Here is a 16,249-nt window from a genome sequence, read left to right on the forward strand (position 1 = left end):
CACAATCTTTTGTCTGCCAGAGCGCTTTCTTCATGACACTGGCATCAGCGTGCCGGGAAGTTAACTGTTTATCTTATTCATAATATTAATAAAAATTGCTGTGTGCGCTTTGCGCTAATTTTCAGCAACCGATAACTCAGGCTGCTTAAAGACTTTCAGTAAAGGTACGGGTAATGACGTCGCGTTGCTGCTCAGGCGTCAGTGAGTTAAAACGCACGGCATAGCCTGAAACGCGGATGGTCAGCTGCGGATAATTTTCAGGATGTTTAACTGCATCTTCCAGCGTTTCGCGACGCAGAACGTTGACGTTCAGATGCTGTCCACCTTCAACACGTACCTGAGGTTTGATTTCAACCGGCACTTCACGGTAAGCGAATTCGCCCAGTTCGCTGATGGCGACAACCTGATCTTCTTCGTAGCCCGCTTTTGCACACAGGCAACGCGCTTCGGCTTTCTCTTCGTCCAGCAGCCAGAAGGAGTTCAGTAGTTGTGAATTGTTTGATTGAGTGATCTGGATACCAGTGATCATGATTGCGTCTCCCGGGTAATACGTGGATAAATCAAATTTGAGGCCCCGGTATATCACCTTTGATTTCGGACAGCTTTGACCTGTATCAATATTAATCATGCATTCCGACCGCTTTTAAGCTAACCCGTTGATCTCAATACCCCTGCCACCTAAACTTAATTTGTATTATTCAAATTATTTTTGCCTTCAGGTCAGCGGCAGGAACCGCTAAGCTTATGGCACTAACGTTAAGGGAGTTAAACATGGCTGAAAAGCTGACCTGGCACGACGTGCTGGCTGAAGAGAAAGAGAAACCCTATTTTATCGAGACGCTGAAGCAGGTCGCCGATCAACGCGCCGCGGGTGTCACGGTCTATCCGCCGCAGAAAGATGTCTTCAACGCCTTTCGCCTGACGGAGCTGGGCGACGTCAACGTCGTGATACTCGGTCAGGATCCCTACCACGGGCCTAATCAGGCGCACGGCCTGGCCTTCTCGGTACTGCCCGGCGTCCAGGTGCCGCCATCTCTGCAGAATATCTACAAAGAGCTGATGCAGGATATTCCTGGCTTTCAGAAGCCCAATCACGGCTTTCTTGAGAGCTGGGCAAAACAGGGCGTGATGTTGCTGAACACCGTGTTGACGGTTGAGGCGGGCAAAGCGCATTCCCATGCGCGATTTGGCTGGGAGACTTTTACGGATAATGTGATTGCGGCGATTAACCAGCACTGTGAAGGGGTGATTTTTCTGCTGTGGGGTTCACATGCGCAGAAGAAAGGCAGCATTATCGATCGCCAGCGCCATCACGTGTTGCAGGCACCGCATCCCTCGCCGCTCTCCGCGCACCGCGGCTTTTTCGGCTGCAAACACTTCTCAACAACCAATGAGCTGCTGAGCGCTGCCGGTAAAAAGCCGGTGGACTGGACGCCGGTTTTACCTGACTAACGCCAGAAAGCACACGGCCGCGTCAGAGCGCGGCCGTGTAACGGGATTCAGGCGTTGAATCAGCTTTTCGCTTTGGAAACCGCAACCATCGCCGGGCGCAGCAGGCGACCATTCAGCGTATAGCCACGCTGCATGACCAGCATGACATGGTTTGGCTCAAACTCTTCAGACTCCATCATCGACATCGCCTGATGCACTTCCGGGTTAAACGGCACGCCGGTTTCGCCGACCACTTCAACACCGAATTTACGCACGGCGCCCAGCAGGCCTTTCAGGGTCAGTTCAATCCCTTCAATCATCGAAGCCAGCTGTGGGTCCTCTTTGTTCGCCACTTCCAGCGCACGTTCGAGGCTGTCGATCACCGGCAGCAGTTCGTTGGCAAACTTCTCAAGCGCAAATTTGTGCGCCTTCTCAACGTCCATCTCGGCACGACGACGAATGTTCTCAATCTCTGCCTGCGCACGCAGCTGGGCATCGCGCACACCGGTCTGCGACTGCGCTAATTCAGCTTCGAGCTGAGCAATACGCTCATCACGCGGATCCACCTCTGCCGCTGTCTCCGCTTCCTGAGGTTGCTGCTGATCCTGCTGAATTTCGTCTGAGACTTGCTCGTTTGGGGTGTTCTGTTCTTTACTACTCATGAATTTCTCCGCGTTTTGCACATTCATTTCGCTGGTTGGCTTATTATGGGGATTGGTATGACGGATTCAAGGGAACCTATCACATTGCCTTACCGTTTTGGCTTATAAGGAACACCGACCAGATGAACAAACACTTTAACTGCATTGGTATTGTGGGTCATCCGCGCCATCCCACCGCGTTAACCACGCATGAGATGCTCTGGCGCTGGCTGACAGCCAAAGGTTATCAAGTGATCGTTGAGAAGCAAATTGCGCAGGAGCTGTCGCTTCACGACGTACAGACGGGCACGCTGGCGGAGATTGGTCAGCAGGCTGATTTAGCGGTCGTGGTGGGCGGTGATGGCAATATGCTGGGCGCAGCGCGGGTGCTGGCGCGCTACGACATTAAAGTGATTGGGATTAACCGCGGTAATCTCGGCTTTCTCACCGACCTTGACCCGGACAATGCGCAGCAGCAGCTGGATGAGGTGCTGCAGGGCAACTATTTCGTCGAGAGCCGCTTTCTGCTGGAAGCGCAGGTGTGCAAATCTGACTGCTCGCCGCGCATTGGCTCCGCTATCAACGAAGTGGTGCTGCATCCCGGCAAAGTCGCGCACATGATCGAATTTGAAGTCTACATCGATGAAGTGTTCGCCTTCTCCCAGCGCTCGGATGGGCTGATTATTTCGACACCCACCGGCTCGACCGCCTATTCACTCTCTGCGGGCGGCCCGATTCTGACGCCGTCACTCGAAGCAATCGTGCTGGTGCCAATGTTCCCGCATACGCTGTCAGCGCGGCCACTGGTCATCAACAGCAGCAGTACCATCCGTTTGCGCTTTTCCTCGCGTCGCAGCGATCTGGAAATCAGCTGTGACAGCCAGATTGCGCTGCCGATTCAGGAAGGCGAGGATGTACTGATACGACGCAGCGCCAACCACCTGAACCTGATTCATCCTAAAAACTACAGCTATTTCAATACGCTGAGTTCAAAACTGGGCTGGTCAAAAAAATTGTTCTGAAATGCGGCATCACCTCTTTACTGGATAAAAAACCAGTTTATACTGTATGAAAAACCATATGTGTTTATTCATACAGGTGAACCTATGCTGGCCCAACTGACCATCAGTAATTTCGCTATCGTTCGTGAGCTCGACATTGATTTTCAACGCGGCATGACAGCAATCACTGGTGAGACCGGTGCCGGTAAGTCTATCGCGATTGATGCGCTGGGATTATGTCTGGGCGGTCGTGCTGATGCCGACATGGTGCGTCAGGGTGCCAGCCGGGCTGACCTCTGCGCTCGCTTCCAGCTTAAGTCCTCCCCTTCAGCTCAGCGCTGGCTGATTGATAATCATCTGGACGATGGCAACGAATGTCTGCTGCGCCGGGTTATCAGCGCTGACGGACGTTCCCGCGGCTTTATCAACGGCACGGCGGTGCCGCTCTCTCAGCTGCGCGATCTCGGCCAGTTACTGATTCAGATCCACGGCCAGCATGCCCATCAGCTTCTGCTCAAACCAGACCATCAGAAACATCTGCTGGATGCCTATGCCGGTCACGACGAGCTGCTGCAGCAAATGCGCGCCAGCTATCAGACCTGGCATCAGAGCTGCCGCACCCTGGCGCTGCATCAGCAGCAGGCGCAGGAGCGCGAATCCCGCCGCGAGTTGTTGCAGTACCAGCTGAAAGAGCTGAACGACTTCGCTCCGCAGCAGGGTGAATATGAGCAGATCGACGAAGAGTACAAGCGTCTGGCCAACAGCGGACAGCTGCTTTCGACCAGCCAGCAGGCACTGCAACTGTTAGCAGACAGCGATGACAATAATCTCAACAGCCTGCTCTACAGCGCACGTGAGATGATTTCAGAACTGACCTCACTGGATGAGAAGCTGAACGGCGTTCACAACCTGCTGGAAGAGGCGGCGATTCAGCTGAGCGAAGCCAGCGATGAGCTGCGCCACTACTGCGACAGCCTCGATCTGGATCCTAACCGCCTGTATGAACTGGAACAGCGTATTTCGCGCCAGATCGCCTTAGCCCGTAAGCATCACGTCACCCCTGAAGGGCTGCCTGAACTGCATCAGCAACTGCTGGCGGAAGCGGAATTGCTGTCTCAGCAGGAGAGCGATCAGGAGAGCCTGCAATTACTGGTGGGTGAACACTATCAGGCCGCGCTGCAAAGCGCAGAGCAGCTGCATCAGCAGCGCAGCCACTATGCCGATGAGTTGCAGCTGCTGATTACCCAGAGTATGCATCTGCTCTCGATGCCGCATGGCCAGTTTAAAATCGCGCTGACCTTTAACCCGGATCAGCTGACCGCAGACGGTGCGAGCCGCGTAGATTTCCAGGTGACCACTAACCCAGGTCAGCCACTGCAGCCGCTGGGCAAAGTCGCTTCGGGCGGTGAACTGTCACGTATCGCCCTGGCGATTCAGGTCATCACCGCGAAGAAAATGGAAACGCCAGCGATGATTTTCGATGAAGTGGATGTCGGCATCAGCGGCCCGACCGCCGCCGTGGTAGGTAAACTGTTGCGTCAGTTGGGCGAATCGACCCAGGTGATGTGCGTAACCCACCTGCCGCAGGTTGCCGGTTGTGGTCATCAGCATTTTTATGTCAGCAAAGAGACCGATGGTGCGATGACCGAGACCCATATGCAGCCACTGGACAAGCGTGCACGTCTGCAGGAACTGGCACGACTGCTGGGTGGCAGCGAGGTCACACGCAATACCCTGGCCAACGCAAAAGAACTTTTAGCCGCATAGCAGCGCACTTTTTTAACCGGCTGGGGTCATAAGCTTGCTCTGTAGAGGTTTCCAATAGCGAAAAGGTTTATTATCATCGGCACTTATGTCGCCAAAGTAATAAAGCCTGCCGCAGGCAGAGTTCAGATTTTGATGGCAAGAAAACCGCCTGTAAAAGGCGTTTGGCCCCGGAAAAGGAATGTATAGATGCGCTGTAAAACGCTGACTGCCGCGGCAGTAGTAATGTTGATGATGACCGCCGGATGTTCCACCTTAGAGCGCGTGGTCTATCGTCCTGATATCAACCAGGGTAACTATCTGGTAGCTAACGACGTAGCCAAGATCCATACCGGTATGACACAGCAACAGGTGGCTTACACCCTCGGTACGCCGATGATGAAAGACCCGTTTGGCAGCAACGTATGGTATTACGTGTTCCGTCAGGAGCCAGGTCATGAGCGCGTGAAGCAGCAGACGCTGACACTGAACTTTGATGGTAACGGTGTTCTGACTAACATCGACAATAAGCAGAATCTGGCCAGAAACAGCGACTGATTGAACGTAAGACCGTTTAAACGACAGACAGCAAAAAGGCGCACTGAGCGCCTTTTTTTATGCCCGCTATCCACTGAGCCTGACAGGATAGCGACTTATTTTTTGCTTTCTGCCGCTCGCTCTGCGCGCTGACGGCGCAGCTCTTTGGGATCGGCAATCAGCGGACGATAGATCTCAATACGATCGCCCTCATTAACCTCATCACCCAGCTTCACTGGCCGACTGTAGATGCCGACTTTATTACTGGTGAGGTCAATCTCCCTACGCAGTTCCAGTAGCCCTGACTTTTCGATGGCCTGCTCTACCGTGCTGCCCTGCTCCACTTTCACGTAAAGCTGATACTGTTTTTCAGGTAAGGCGTAGACCACCTCAACGGAGATCTCAGGCACTGTAGACCTCTTTGGCACGCTGAGTGAAAGCCTGTACCATGCTGTTGGCAAGCTCTTTGAAGATGCGTCCAAAGGCCATCTCTACCAGCATGTTGGTGAATTCAAACTCCAGGCTTAATTCAACCTTACAGGCGTCATCGCCCAGCGAGACGAACTTCCAGCCGCCGGTCAGCTTGCGGAACGGTCCATCAACCAGTTGCATATGGATGCTCTGGTTATCTGTCAGGGTATTGCGGGTGGTAAATGTCTTGCTGATGCCCGCTTTCGACACATCCACGGACGCAGTCATCTGATTATCTGACGCATCCAGCACGCGGCTTCCGGTGCAACCCGGCAGGAATTGCGGATAGGCATCCACATCATTTACAAGTTTGTACATCTGCCCGGCACTAAACGGGACCAGCGCCGAACGACTAATCTGAGCCATAATGGTTCCTGTTCATCACGAAACCGCTGAATAATAGCATTTTCAGCGATTAAACAAAAATGTCCCCGAGTGAGGGTGTGCTAGAATATCCCGTTTCCTGCCGCCCCGCTGGACTGGGGATGCGATAACCGATTAAGTGATGTAAAATACGCCGCACTATGACAAAGAAAAAAGCACACAAACCCGGTTCTGCCACTGTTGCCATGAACAAACGCGCCCGTCACGAGTACTTCATTGAAGAGGAGTACGAAGCGGGATTGTCGTTACAAGGATGGGAAGTTAAGTCACTTCGTGCTGGTAAAGCCAACATCAGCGACAGCTATATTCTGCTGCGCGATGGCGAAGCCTTTCTGTTCGGTTCAACCTTTCAACCCTTAGCCGTTGCCTCCAGTCACGTGGTCTGTGACCCAACGCGCAGCCGTAAGCTGCTGCTGAAGCAACGTGAACTCGACTCCCTGTATGGCCGCGTCAACCGCGAAGGCTACACCATCGTGGCACTGTCGTTGTACTGGAAGAACGCCTGGTGCAAACTGAAGATTGGTGTTGCACGCGGTAAAAAAGAGCACGACAAGCGCGATGATATCAAAGACCGCGAATGGCAATTAGACAAAGCACGTATCATGAAGAATTCAAAGCGTTAAGCACTGGATTTTGAGTTGTTTTGTTGTTAGTATTTGAAGTTCTGGGGCTGATTCTGGACTCGACGGGATTGTGAAGCCTTAGGAGCATGCCGAGGGGCGGTTTGCCTCGTAAAAAGCCGCAAAAAAATAGTCGCAAACGACGAAAACTACGCACTAGCAGCTTAATAACCTGCTTAGAGCCTTCTCTCCCTAGCTTCCGCTCTTAAGACGGGGATCAAGAGAAGTCAAACCCAAAAGAGATCGCGTGGATGCCTTGCCTGGGGTTGAAGCGTTAAATCCAATCAGGCTAGTCTGTTAGTGGCGTGTCTGTTCGCAGCTAACCGGCGAATGTAAAAACTGACTAAGCATGTAGTGCCGACGGTGTAGTAATTTCGGACGCGGGTTCAACTCCCGCCAGCTCCACCAAAATTCTTCAAAGATGGTTCCAGTGCCATCCGCAGAAGTCCTGAAAGCCCGCACGGCACAAGCCCTGCGGGCTTTTTTGTGTCTATAACCTTCCGAGATGATCCGCCTGAATCCGGTGATAATTGGTATACGAATTGGTATACGCTAGAATGTAGGCCAATTTCGTATACCAATTCATGCAGGAAATTTAGACATGGCAAGGACTACTCGCCCATTAACCAACACAGAAGTGCTACGCGCTAAAGCCAATGATAAGGATACAACCCTACATGATGGCGATGGGCTTTTCTTAGTCATCAAAACCAGTGGCAAAAAACTTTGGCGCTTCCGCTATCAACGTCCCGCCACGAAGCAACGGACAATGATCGGATTAGGTGCCTTCCCTGCCCTTACACTTGCCAATGCCCGCAGTTTGAGAGCGGATTATCTTGCCCTGTTAGCCAATGGGATCGATCCGCAAGTACAGGCAGAGGCTGCAGTGGAGCAGCAACAAATCGCTCTGGACAGCGTTTTCTCGACAGTGGCTGCTAATTGGTTCCAGCTTAAAAGCAAAAGCGTCACACCAGATTACGCCAAGGATATTTGGCGTTCATTAGAGAAAGACGTGTTTCCTGCTGTTGGTAAAATTCCCGTTCAACAAATTAAGGCTAGAACATTAGTAGAGGCCCTTGAGCCTATTAAAGCTCGTGGTGCATTAGAGACGGTCCGCAGATTGGTTCAACGTGTTAACGAAATAATGATTTACGCCGTTAACACCGGTTTGATTGATGCAAATCCAGCATCAGGTATTGGCATGGCTTTTGAAAGGCCTAAGAAACAAAATATGCCGACGTTACGACCAGAAGAACTGCCAAATTTAATGCGATCTTTGACTGTCTCGAATTTGTCTTTAACAACACGATGCTTAATAGAATGGCAGCTCCTAACTCTAGTGCGCCCTGCTGAAGCTTCGGGAACGAAGTGGTCTGAGATAAACCTCGATGAAAGGCTTTGGACGATTCCAGCAGAACGGATGAAGGCAAAAAGAGAGCACATTATTCCTTTATCGGCTCAAGCTGTAAGTATTCTTGAAATAATGAATTCTATAAGTTCTCATCGTGAACATGTATTCCCGAGCAGGAATGATCCAAAAAAATCTATGAATAGTCAGACTGCTAATGCCGCTTTAAAACGAATCGGATTTGGCGGAAAACTTGTTGCACACGGTCTGCGTTCGATTGCCAGCACAGCCTTAAATGAAGCTGGTTTCAATTCAGATGTCATTGAGGCAGCATTAGCTCACAGCGATAAAAATGAAGTCCGCAGAGCCTATAACAGATCTAGCTATATTAACCAACGAGTAGATTTAATGTCTTGGTGGGGAAACTTTGTATCAATGTCAAGATAACTTCCTTGACATTGATAGCTTCATGCTTGTGGTATTAGCTTCTGAATTTTTAAAGTTATTGCAGATACTTCTGATGATATTTTTTTGTAGTCATCAGTTATTTGCTCTTGACTTTTATTTGCCAAGAAAAAAAGCTTATCAGCCGCTTTAACTAGCAAAATGACTAGTGCATCATCGCTTTTAATACTATTCTTCTCCGCCCACCGATTTATGCTTTTAGAAGTCATACTATTCAATGGTTCACTAGGCCATTCAAAACCGTTTACAATTTTTAAAATATTCCTTTGTGCATCAATTCTATTCAAAAATTCATTCATTTAACATTAACCTCTAGGAGTAAAGTCCAGTTAATTATCTCATCAGTGTATTTGATTACTTCCAATGCTTCATCATATTTAATATGTTCGCCCATACCCCTTGTACTCAAAATCCTTGACCTTTCTAAGATTTTATAGACATGAACAGGCAGTTTAATACTTTTATCGGAAAGCATTTGTGCCGCAGCTCTCGAAAAGATTGGCTTTTCACTATAAGCAAGAGAATAGCATATTGAAATATTTCTTACCGCAAGGAATATATTAGACATTTCGAAGATATAAGATTTAGTTCCTGACTTTAGACTTTTTAATGATTCATCGAGTAGAGTCTTGAACTTTAAATAATCATTTGTAAAATTAACGTACTCATGGGGCTTCCCTATATCCCTCAAGAAGTCATCACCATCGGCACTAAAGATTAGTTTACTTTCGAGAAATAAATGCCAAGCAAAAGGATTCCCTTCTGCCCACATCTCAATAATTCTCCCATACGAATATACAGAATATTCATGACTACCAAAACGTTCATCGCGTCCATCAACTAATGCTAAAATATCCACGTCAGAGTCTTTCGAAACCTCCCCCCTACATAATGATCCAAACGCATAGATATGCATAATATTATCTCCTACTTAATCTTTTCACTAGAACCGACATAAACAAACCAAAATAAACTAATCTTACAATTGTAATAAAAGTATAGGCACCGTCATGAACACTATCTATTTTTTTTACGCCAAAAAATACTTGTGGAGACATTTTCACACAAGACCAATACCCATCTAGGGAAAACTCTGTAGCGTTCAGAGATAATAAAAATACAGACATAAACAACAGGAAAATGATCAAGGAAAGAAACAACCTTATTATACTTTCCCCATTCCCCCATATTAGAGAAAGAGCTAAAAAGGTTAAATATTCCTGTGCCTTTCTCACTCTATTTACGCCTTTATATTTTAGCCGATAATATTCCTGTCCGGAAAATGCAGCATTTTTTAAAAAATTTCCATGAGCTTTTAATTCTTCAGAAACCACATAATTGACTGATTTCACATCACCTTGCTGTTGAAAATTCACTCTGAGATTTCTTAAAAACGCAGCTTTTAAATTATCCTCTTGGGGCAGGCTTCTAATTAATGAATCAACGTCAATTAAAGTACGCTCAAAAATAGCGTATTTGAAATCACAATCCGAGAATTTTGAACCACTAAAATTTGAGCTCAAAAACTTACAACCTACAAAAGAACAATTGATAAAATTACACTGCCTGAAGTAGGCATGCTCAAATATAGTGTAATTAAACGCCACATGCTCGAAATTCTTTCTCATCCCAACAGGTCTTACCAAGACACGATTTTCTAACTTCTCATAATTCATATTTCTTTTAAACGAAATATCTTCTTCTTTCTTGCGTCCATTATGAATATATAAAGCATCTTCACTGCTCATATTATCCCTTAATCAGAAATAGAACCATGCAAAATAGTTAATTTAAAATTTCACAAAAGGAGGCTGTCACATCATTTTTAAGCCTTGACGTCCCAATGAACAATATAATCAGATCATTAATGAAATCAACTCATGATGTGTTTTTTCGAATAAAAGTATTGCTACATCACCCTGCATGCTCAAAGCGCGCGCTCGTAGCCCCGCCACGCCTGCCCGCTTTATGCAGCGGTTTTCATGCACCTGCATGATTTGCTCTGAGCCGCGCCGCCGCTGGGCTTTCCTGCCGTTCAGGGGTGCCGAATACTCATGCGTTTTCATGCAGCATAGACATGCACTCACGCAGCGGACGTAAAAAAGCCCGGCACGGGCCGGGCTTCGGTGAGTTTCTGAGTCTGAGGCTCAGAAAAGTTTACGTTTGCGGCGGTCGGTTCTGGCACCCCGGAAAGGATGCGCACCGCTCACGCTCAGCACGTCATCACGGAACATCAGCGGCTGATTTACGCTCGTCCATCGCTTAATGAGGTTCTGGACATATACGCGGTACAGCGTGTCGGCATCGTTCGCGCCTTCGATAACCCCCGGTGCATGCGTTGAGCCATTCCGTTCAAACTGGCTGTACTTCATCCTGAGCAGGCTGCTCAGCTCTGCGCCGTGAATGATAAAGAAGTCATCAATAAGCGTATCAATGCGCTCATCCGTGATGCCCTCATGACAGAACACGTAAGCGTTGGCCTTGCGCCCGGTCACGTCTGTCAGCACCGGCAGCTGCTTTTCCTTTTCGGCAATCAGCCCGGCCAGGTCTGATGCCGTTTCCTGCTGTTCCAGATACTCCGCGCGCAGCGTCTTCATTTCCGGCGTGACGCTGCCGCCATTCTGTCCCAGCAGTTCACGGAAGCGTGCCCGGTTGTCCCGGCTTGCCTGCTCCATTTCGGCCTTACGCTGGCGCAGCACGCTGAGATTTTCAGTGGCGGCGTTTTCGGCCTGTCTTGCCTCCAGCCAGGCCAGCATCTTTGTATTGAGGTCTTCGATACGCAGCCGCCATTCAGAGGACAGTCCCTTTACCAGCTCGGTGGTGTGGCTGATTACGTCGGCTTCAGGTAACCGCAGGAGCCATCCGGCTTCCTTAAGTGGGCGCTGTGCTCTGGCCTGCGCCGTACCGATACGGTTACCGGCGGCCTGAATCTGTTCGTCGGTCATCTGCTGCTGTGTCATGCTGTTTTTCCTCTCTGTCAGGGCTGTGCGTGGCGGTCTTTGCGGGCGCTTGCTGAACCATAGCGGCCCAGCGTCTGCGGCTGGCGAACCGGTACGTCATTCTGCTGTTCCGGCTCTGCGACCCTGGGCCTGTGCGGCTTCATGATGATTTTCTCGACGCTCTCCAGCGCGGTGAACGTGCAGGAGCAGTCGAGGTTCTGGCACTGGTACCAGGTACGCTTTACGGAGGGCGCTTCATAAGCACTGGTGCGGGTGTAGGCCACCTGACCACATTCGGGACAATTCAGTGCCATCTCGTTTCCTGTCGGCTGGTTTAAGTAAGTCAATTGTGCCGGGTCTGGCACAGCGGCTTCTACCGGAGGGCGTTGTATGACGGACCAGACAAAAGCATTACTTCTGGCGAGCCAGGAAAAGGTCTCACTGAAGCCTGTTATCAGCTTTCAGTTTTATATAAATCCTTCACTATTCTTCACCAGAGAGAAAAAAATAATAAATACAGTTAATTAAGAGGTGAAGAGTGAAAGAGTAATCCTTCACCCTCTGTTCACCATCGTTCATCAGCAGGATTTTGGCCTTATTAATTCTTTAGAACGATTGGTTTTAAAGGCTTTCTTATATTGGACCTAAAATTATTGGATAAAACCTTATCAGTACTTTTTGGTGCAGTCTGGTACTATTCACGTACACGCATTTTTTGTGTGGTTTTTATGTGGCCGGTCAGGCAGATTTCTGTTGTTGTCACCGGCAAAAATATTCGCAAAATAAAGAGCTACCCGATGCCGTACACATCTGTGCGGCACTTAACGGATACATAAGAGGTAGCTCATGCACACGACTTCAAACGCTCATTCATCCGCCCCGGCGGCCCCTGTCATGCCGGTTTCATTCCCGGTCCAGGAACGCTTTATGCGCCTTCCGGAAGTGATCCATGTCTGCGGCCTGTCCCGCTCAACCATTTACGACCTAATCAGTCGCAGCGCTTTTCCGGCGCAGGTGTCGCTTGGCGGCAAGAACGTCGCGTGGCTTGCCAGCGAAGTTAGCGCCTGGATGAATACACGCATCGCAGCACGCGGTCAGGAACGTGCAGCATGATCTTCACCAACTGTTGAGATTTACCGTCATGCTGCATTTTCCTTTGTTCCCCGGCTTGCGCGCCGGGGCTATTCCCTGGTACAGTCTTTCTGCTGTCGCAAAATCGGCAGCCGGGCGTAGGAACCCGAGTTACTTCAAGGCGACACCAGACGCGCCATGCGTCTTTTTTTGTGTCTTTGCCTCTGTGCACCCGTTACTCGGGCAACGGTTCTGTATCCGTTGTGCCGTCTGCGTAATGGTGGCCCGGGCGGGGCAGCCTTCGGGCTGGCCGGTTTCCTTGAAGGCCGGTATTCCTACCCCCGTTCGGGTCACCACCAGTGAGCGTAGGAACTCCGGTGGTGGCGATAACCGCTACTTCAGGGAGACTGCCATCATGGCTACAGTCCTTAATTCCCCATGCCCTCAGTTTGTTTTCGTCTTTGCCGCCGTGCGCCGTACTGAACGCCAGCAGCGTATCCACATGCTCCGCACCGTTGCCGCTGACGAACGCGCCGCCCGCCTGCCGCTGGCCCGCGATTACGTACTGTCCCTTGCCGCCCGCCTGCCGGTCTGGGAGGTGTGTGCATGACTCACGCCACCATTTCCCACGCCGACCTGTTACGCCTTGAGCACCTTCGCAACGCCGGACGTTTTATCAGTGACATGACCCTGCTTCAGGAGTGCCACGAGCAGCCACCGGCAACACAGCAGGCGCAGCTGAACTCGTTTATTTTCCTCATCACCGAGCAGCTGGACGGAGTGGTAAACCGCTGTCAGGACGGCTGGATGAACGGGGAGGTTGAGCCATGAGCACACGTACCCTTTCCCCCGAACTGCATTCCGCACTTTCACGCCGCGCGGTGGCCTGCGCCTGGCTGACCGTCTGCCGCGAACAGAAGCGCTATCCCGGCCTGACGCTGGCACGCCTTGAACACGCCATTGAAACAGAGCTGGAAGGCTTCTATCTGCGCCAGCACGGACGCCAGCGCGGCCAGGAAATTGCCTGCGCGCTGCTCGACGACCTGCTGGCCGCCGGGCCGCTCAAGTCGGCCCCGTGCCTGAGCTTTCTGGGACAGGTGGTGATGGATGAACTCTGCGGGCGTCTCAAAGACGCGCCGGTGCTGCATTGAGGGAGAAAAGAACAATGAAAATGACCGTATCTGACGCGGCAAAAGCCGCGCGGGGCCAGTGGCCCCGCATCCTGCCCGCGCTGGGCGTGAAGGTGGTGAAGAACCGCCATACCTCCTGCCCGGTATGCGGCGGAACCGACCGCTTCCGCTTTGACGACCAGGAGGGACGCGGCACGTGGATTTGTAATCAGTGCGGTGCCGGTGACGGCATGGACCTGGTGAAAAAGGCCCTCTCACTGAGCCTGACCGAAGCCGCTGCGCGGGTAAACGGCCTGACCGGCAGCCTGCCACCGGTGGACAGCACGCCTGCCGCCAGCGCGGGCGAAGATAACGAAGCCGCCCGTGCCGCCGCCGTGAAGCAGGCACAGCATCTGGTCAGCACCGCGCAGCAGGCAACCGGCAACGCCTACCTGTCCCGCAAAGGCTGGCCGGAGCAGTCCTGCCTGACGCTGGCGAAGCCGCAGAAAGTCGCACTCACGGCCTATCGTGCCGGTGATTTGCTCATTCCCCTGCACGATACGGGCGGCCAGCTGGTGAACGTGCAGCTGATTAACGCCGCGGGTGAAAAGCGCACGCTGAAGGGCGGACAGGTAAAAGGCGCATGCTACATTCTCAGCACCGGCAAACCGGCAGCGCGCATCTGGCTGACGGAGGGCTACGCCACCGGCCTGACGGTGCACAACCTGACCGGGGATGAGGTGTGGATTGCCCTGTCGTCCGTCAATCTCCTTTCTCTGGCTGGCCTTGCCCGTGAAAAGCACGCCGCGCTGCCGCTACTGATTGCCGCCGACCGCGACCTGAACGGCGACGGCCAGGCTAAAGCAAAGCAGGCCGCCGAAGCCAGCCGCGCCGCCGTGGCCCTGCCGCCGGTGTTCGGCGACTGGAATGACGCCTTCATGCAGCACGGTGAGGAAAGCACCCGGCGGGCGCTGGCCGGAGCCGCCACGCCACCCGCCGCCAGTCCGTTCGACGAGATGAGCGAGGCGGAGTTTTCGGCCATGAGCGCCAGTGAAAAGGCGGAGCGAGTTGCGGAGCACTACCGCAGCGCGCTGGCCGTGGACGCCAGCGGGGAAATTCTGTCCCGCTACCGTTCCGGCGCGTGGAAGGTGATTTCCGGGAAGCAGTTTGAGCGCGACGTGGCAAAGCTGTTTCAGCGCCTGCGCGCGCCGTTTTCGGCGGGCAAGATTTCGGGCGTGGTGGACACGCTGAAGCTGATGCTGCCGCAGCAGGCCGACCCGGCGCGCCGCCTGATTGGATTCCGTAACGGCGTGCTGGACACCCGCACCGGCGGCTTCAGCCCGCACAGTAAAGACTTCTGGCTGCGCACGGTCAGCGAGGTGGACTACACAAAGCCCGTTCAGGGTGAAACGCTGGCAGACCATGCGCCGCACTTCTGGCAGTGGCTCGACCGCGCCGCCGGACGGGACCCGGCCAAACGCGACATTATTCTGGCCGCGCTGTTTATGGTGCTGGCGAACCGCTATGACTGGCAGCTGTTTCTGGAGGTCACCGGCCCCGGCGGCAGCGGCAAAAGCATCATGGCGGAAATCGCCACCATGCTGGCCGGAACGGACAACACCACCTCAGCCACCATTGAAACGCTGGAGTCGTCCCGTGAACGCGCGGCTGTGATTGGGTATTCGCTGATTATCCTGCCCGACCAGGAAAAGTGGAGCGGCGACGGTGCAGGAATCAAGGCCATCACAGGCGGCGATGCAGTCTCCGTGGACCCGAAGTATCGTGACGCCTACTCAACCCACATTCCGGCGGTGATTCTGGCGGTGAACAACAACCCGATGCGCTTCACCGACCGCAGCGGGGGCGTGTCGCGCCGCCGGGTTATTCTGCACTTCCCGGAAATCATCCCGGCAGACGAGCGCGACCCGCAGCTGAAGGAAAAAATCAGCGGTGAGCTGGCCGTTATCGTGCGCCAGCTTATGCAGCAGTTCAGCCAGCCACAGCAGGCCCGGTCGCTGCTTCAGTCGCAGCAGAACTCCGACGAAGCCATGCGCATCAAGCGCGACGCAGATCCGATGGTGGACTTTTGCGGCTACCTGTTCACCACGCCGGAGCCAAACGCGCTCTACATGGGGAACGCCAGCATAAGGCCGCTTCAGCCCAGACGTTACCTCTACCATGCCTATCTGGCCTATATGGAGGCCAACGGCTACAGGAATCCGCTCAGCATGAAGATGTTCGGCCTGTCGCTGGAGAGCATCATGCGGGAATACGGACAGCACTACATGAAGCGGCGGACAAAGCTGGGGATGCAGACCAACCTTGACCTGACGGAAGAAAGCAGCACCGACTGGCTGCCAAAATGCGACGCCCCCTCAGTAGCATGACTATCAGAACCGGCGAAAGCCGGTTTTTTTATGCATGAACTTCACCGGTGATGAATGATACCCTTCACCCTACACCTATCATTCATCAGGTAATGAACTGAT

Annotated in this window: 21 protein-coding genes and 1 other RNA gene; 12 read left to right on the top strand and 10 right to left on the bottom strand. The window is 52.3% G+C overall.

The window, feature by feature from the left end:
• Window positions 1-145: 145 nt before the first annotated feature.
• Entirely contained in the window at window positions 146-529 is a 384-nt protein-coding gene (grcA, locus tag HFD87_RS12865; RefSeq protein WP_010672180.1) for an autonomous glycyl radical cofactor GrcA, read from the bottom strand.
• Window positions 530-771: 242 nt separating this feature from the next.
• Here grcA and ung point away from each other — a divergent pair, with 242 nt between their 5' ends.
• Entirely contained in the window at window positions 772-1,452 is a 681-nt protein-coding gene (ung, locus tag HFD87_RS12870) for a uracil-DNA glycosylase (RefSeq protein WP_033758666.1), read from the top strand.
• 59 nt (window positions 1,453-1,511) lie between these two features.
• On the opposite strand, the gene grpE is transcribed toward ung, so the two are convergent.
• A complete protein-coding gene (gene grpE, locus HFD87_RS12875; RefSeq protein WP_010257683.1) occupies window positions 1,512-2,093 on the bottom strand; it encodes a nucleotide exchange factor GrpE in 582 nt (193 codons plus the stop codon).
• A 122-nt stretch (window positions 2,094-2,215) separates the two neighbouring features.
• On the opposite strand from grpE, the gene nadK reads away from it, so the two are divergent.
• The 3 genes from nadK (at window position 2,216) to bamE (ending at window position 5,374) form a co-directional block, all read left to right on the top strand.
• Entirely contained in the window at window positions 2,216-3,094 is an 879-nt protein-coding gene (nadK, locus tag HFD87_RS12880; RefSeq protein WP_010257685.1) for an NAD(+) kinase, read from the top strand.
• Window positions 3,095-3,178: 84 nt separating this feature from the next.
• The gene (gene recN / locus HFD87_RS12885) at window positions 3,179-4,840 is read left to right on the top strand and encodes a DNA repair protein RecN (protein WP_062758833.1); all 1,662 of its coding nucleotides are present in this window, start codon (window positions 3,179-3,181) and stop codon (window positions 4,838-4,840) included.
• Window positions 4,841-5,026: 186 nt separating this feature from the next.
• On the top strand, window positions 5,027-5,374 hold the full coding sequence (gene bamE / locus HFD87_RS12890) for an outer membrane protein assembly factor BamE (protein ID WP_010672176.1): 348 nt from the start codon (window positions 5,027-5,029) through the stop codon (window positions 5,372-5,374).
• Window positions 5,375-5,469: 95 nt separating this feature from the next.
• Here bamE and HFD87_RS12895 read toward each other — a convergent pair whose 3' ends face one another.
• The gene (locus HFD87_RS12895) at window positions 5,470-5,763 is read right to left on the bottom strand and encodes an RnfH family protein (RefSeq protein ID WP_033778631.1); all 294 of its coding nucleotides are present in this window, start codon (window positions 5,761-5,763) and stop codon (window positions 5,470-5,472) included.
• Window positions 5,756-6,190 (bottom strand): type II toxin-antitoxin system RatA family toxin, encoded by a 435-nt coding sequence (locus HFD87_RS12900; protein ID WP_010257692.1) that lies wholly within the window; start codon window positions 6,188-6,190, stop codon window positions 5,756-5,758. Before HFD87_RS12900 ends, HFD87_RS12895 begins: the two co-directional genes overlap by 8 nt.
• A 158-nt stretch (window positions 6,191-6,348) precedes the next feature.
• On the opposite strand from HFD87_RS12900, the gene smpB reads away from it, so the two are divergent.
• From smpB to HFD87_RS12915, 3 genes are all read left to right on the top strand, one after another.
• Window positions 6,349-6,831: an SsrA-binding protein SmpB gene (smpB, locus tag HFD87_RS12905; RefSeq protein WP_010257694.1), complete on the top strand. Its 483-nt coding sequence runs from the start codon at window positions 6,349-6,351 to the stop codon at window positions 6,829-6,831.
• A gap of 43 nt (window positions 6,832-6,874) precedes the next feature.
• Window positions 6,875-7,236: a transfer-messenger RNA gene (gene ssrA / locus HFD87_RS12910) on the top strand.
• A gap of 193 nt (window positions 7,237-7,429) precedes the next feature.
• Window positions 7,430-8,623: an integrase domain-containing protein gene (locus HFD87_RS12915; protein WP_167423516.1), complete on the top strand. Its 1,194-nt coding sequence runs from the start codon at window positions 7,430-7,432 to the stop codon at window positions 8,621-8,623.
• A gap of 20 nt (window positions 8,624-8,643) precedes the next feature.
• Here the strand turns inward: HFD87_RS12915 and HFD87_RS12920 are convergent, their stop codons facing one another.
• The 6 genes from HFD87_RS12920 to HFD87_RS12945 form a co-directional block, all read right to left on the bottom strand.
• Entirely contained in the window at window positions 8,644-8,940 is a 297-nt protein-coding gene (locus tag HFD87_RS12920; protein WP_167423517.1) for a hypothetical protein, read from the bottom strand.
• Window positions 8,937-9,557, bottom strand: a complete 621-nt coding sequence (locus HFD87_RS12925; RefSeq protein ID WP_167423518.1) for a nucleotidyltransferase domain-containing protein — start codon at window positions 9,555-9,557, stop codon at window positions 8,937-8,939. The genes HFD87_RS12920 and HFD87_RS12925 overlap by 4 nt, the downstream gene beginning before the upstream one ends.
• Before the next feature lie 4 nt (window positions 9,558-9,561).
• Window positions 9,562-10,389 (bottom strand): pentapeptide repeat-containing protein, encoded by an 828-nt coding sequence (locus HFD87_RS12930; RefSeq protein ID WP_167423519.1) that lies wholly within the window; start codon window positions 10,387-10,389, stop codon window positions 9,562-9,564.
• Between the two features lie 108 nt (window positions 10,390-10,497).
• Window positions 10,498-10,707, bottom strand: a complete 210-nt coding sequence (locus HFD87_RS12935; RefSeq protein WP_167423454.1) for a hypothetical protein — start codon at window positions 10,705-10,707, stop codon at window positions 10,498-10,500.
• 81 nt (window positions 10,708-10,788) lie between these two features.
• Window positions 10,789-11,601, bottom strand: coding sequence for a hypothetical protein (locus HFD87_RS12940; protein ID WP_167423520.1), 813 nt, complete (start codon window positions 11,599-11,601; stop codon window positions 10,789-10,791).
• A gap of 17 nt (window positions 11,602-11,618) precedes the next feature.
• Window positions 11,619-11,894, bottom strand: a complete 276-nt coding sequence (locus HFD87_RS12945; protein WP_167423521.1) for an ogr/Delta-like zinc finger family protein — start codon at window positions 11,892-11,894, stop codon at window positions 11,619-11,621.
• Window positions 11,895-12,426: 532 nt separating this feature from the next.
• Here HFD87_RS12945 and HFD87_RS12950 point away from each other — a divergent pair.
• The 5 genes from HFD87_RS12950 to HFD87_RS12970 are packed head-to-tail and all read left to right on the top strand — an operon-like array spanning window position 12,427 to window position 16,147.
• The gene (locus HFD87_RS12950; RefSeq protein WP_167423522.1) at window positions 12,427-12,693 is read left to right on the top strand and encodes an AlpA family transcriptional regulator; all 267 of its coding nucleotides are present in this window, start codon (window positions 12,427-12,429) and stop codon (window positions 12,691-12,693) included.
• 28 nt (window positions 12,694-12,721) lie between these two features.
• On the top strand, window positions 12,722-13,261 hold the full coding sequence (locus HFD87_RS12955) for a host cell division inhibitor Icd-like protein (RefSeq protein ID WP_167423538.1): 540 nt from the start codon (window positions 12,722-12,724) through the stop codon (window positions 13,259-13,261).
• A complete protein-coding gene (locus HFD87_RS12960; RefSeq protein ID WP_167423523.1) occupies window positions 13,258-13,482 on the top strand; it encodes a hypothetical protein in 225 nt (74 codons plus the stop codon). Before HFD87_RS12955 ends, HFD87_RS12960 begins: the two co-directional genes overlap by 4 nt.
• Window positions 13,479-13,802 (top strand): DUF5375 domain-containing protein, encoded by a 324-nt coding sequence (locus HFD87_RS12965; protein ID WP_010257717.1) that lies wholly within the window; start codon window positions 13,479-13,481, stop codon window positions 13,800-13,802. The genes HFD87_RS12960 and HFD87_RS12965 overlap by 4 nt, the downstream gene beginning before the upstream one ends.
• Window positions 13,803-13,816: 14 nt before the next feature.
• The gene (locus tag HFD87_RS12970; protein WP_167423524.1) at window positions 13,817-16,147 is read left to right on the top strand and encodes a phage/plasmid primase, P4 family; all 2,331 of its coding nucleotides are present in this window, start codon (window positions 13,817-13,819) and stop codon (window positions 16,145-16,147) included.
• Window positions 16,148-16,249 lie beyond the last annotated feature (102 nt).

Source organism: Pantoea sp. EKM21T, from assembly GCF_011800405.1.
GTDB lineage: Bacteria > Pseudomonadota > Gammaproteobacteria > Enterobacterales > Enterobacteriaceae > Pantoea > Pantoea agglomerans.

Bases quoted from the DNA above. Each gene is read 5' to 3' on its own strand.
- grcA (WP_010672180.1), bottom strand. From the start codon at position 529: ATGATCACTGGTATCCAGATCACTCAATCAAACAATTCACAACTACTG.
- ung (WP_033758666.1), top strand. From the start codon at position 772: ATGGCTGAAAAGCTGACCTGGCACGACGTGCTGGCTGAAGAGAAAGAG.
- grpE (WP_010257683.1), bottom strand. From the start codon at position 2,093: ATGAGTAGTAAAGAACAGAACACCCCAAACGAGCAAGTCTCAGACGAA.
- nadK (WP_010257685.1), top strand. From the start codon at position 2,216: ATGAACAAACACTTTAACTGCATTGGTATTGTGGGTCATCCGCGCCAT.
- recN (WP_062758833.1), top strand. From the start codon at position 3,179: ATGCTGGCCCAACTGACCATCAGTAATTTCGCTATCGTTCGTGAGCTC.
- bamE (WP_010672176.1), top strand. From the start codon at position 5,027: ATGCGCTGTAAAACGCTGACTGCCGCGGCAGTAGTAATGTTGATGATG.
- HFD87_RS12900 (WP_010257692.1), bottom strand. From the start codon at position 6,190: ATGGCTCAGATTAGTCGTTCGGCGCTGGTCCCGTTTAGTGCCGGGCAG.
- smpB (WP_010257694.1), top strand. From the start codon at position 6,349: ATGACAAAGAAAAAAGCACACAAACCCGGTTCTGCCACTGTTGCCATG.
- HFD87_RS12915 (WP_167423516.1), top strand. From the start codon at position 7,430: ATGGCAAGGACTACTCGCCCATTAACCAACACAGAAGTGCTACGCGCT.
- HFD87_RS12920 (WP_167423517.1), bottom strand. From the start codon at position 8,940: ATGAATGAATTTTTGAATAGAATTGATGCACAAAGGAATATTTTAAAA.
- HFD87_RS12925 (WP_167423518.1), bottom strand. From the start codon at position 9,557: ATGCATATCTATGCGTTTGGATCATTATGTAGGGGGGAGGTTTCGAAA.
- HFD87_RS12930 (WP_167423519.1), bottom strand. From the start codon at position 10,389: ATGAGCAGTGAAGATGCTTTATATATTCATAATGGACGCAAGAAAGAA.
- HFD87_RS12935 (WP_167423454.1), bottom strand. From the start codon at position 10,707: ATGAAAACGCATGAGTATTCGGCACCCCTGAACGGCAGGAAAGCCCAG.
- HFD87_RS12940 (WP_167423520.1), bottom strand. From the start codon at position 11,601: ATGACACAGCAGCAGATGACCGACGAACAGATTCAGGCCGCCGGTAAC.
- HFD87_RS12945 (WP_167423521.1), bottom strand. From the start codon at position 11,894: ATGGCACTGAATTGTCCCGAATGTGGTCAGGTGGCCTACACCCGCACC.
- HFD87_RS12950 (WP_167423522.1), top strand. From the start codon at position 12,427: ATGCACACGACTTCAAACGCTCATTCATCCGCCCCGGCGGCCCCTGTC.
- HFD87_RS12955 (WP_167423538.1), top strand. From the start codon at position 12,722: ATGCTGCATTTTCCTTTGTTCCCCGGCTTGCGCGCCGGGGCTATTCCC.
- HFD87_RS12960 (WP_167423523.1), top strand. From the start codon at position 13,258: ATGACTCACGCCACCATTTCCCACGCCGACCTGTTACGCCTTGAGCAC.
- HFD87_RS12965 (WP_010257717.1), top strand. From the start codon at position 13,479: ATGAGCACACGTACCCTTTCCCCCGAACTGCATTCCGCACTTTCACGC.
- HFD87_RS12970 (WP_167423524.1), top strand. From the start codon at position 13,817: ATGAAAATGACCGTATCTGACGCGGCAAAAGCCGCGCGGGGCCAGTGG.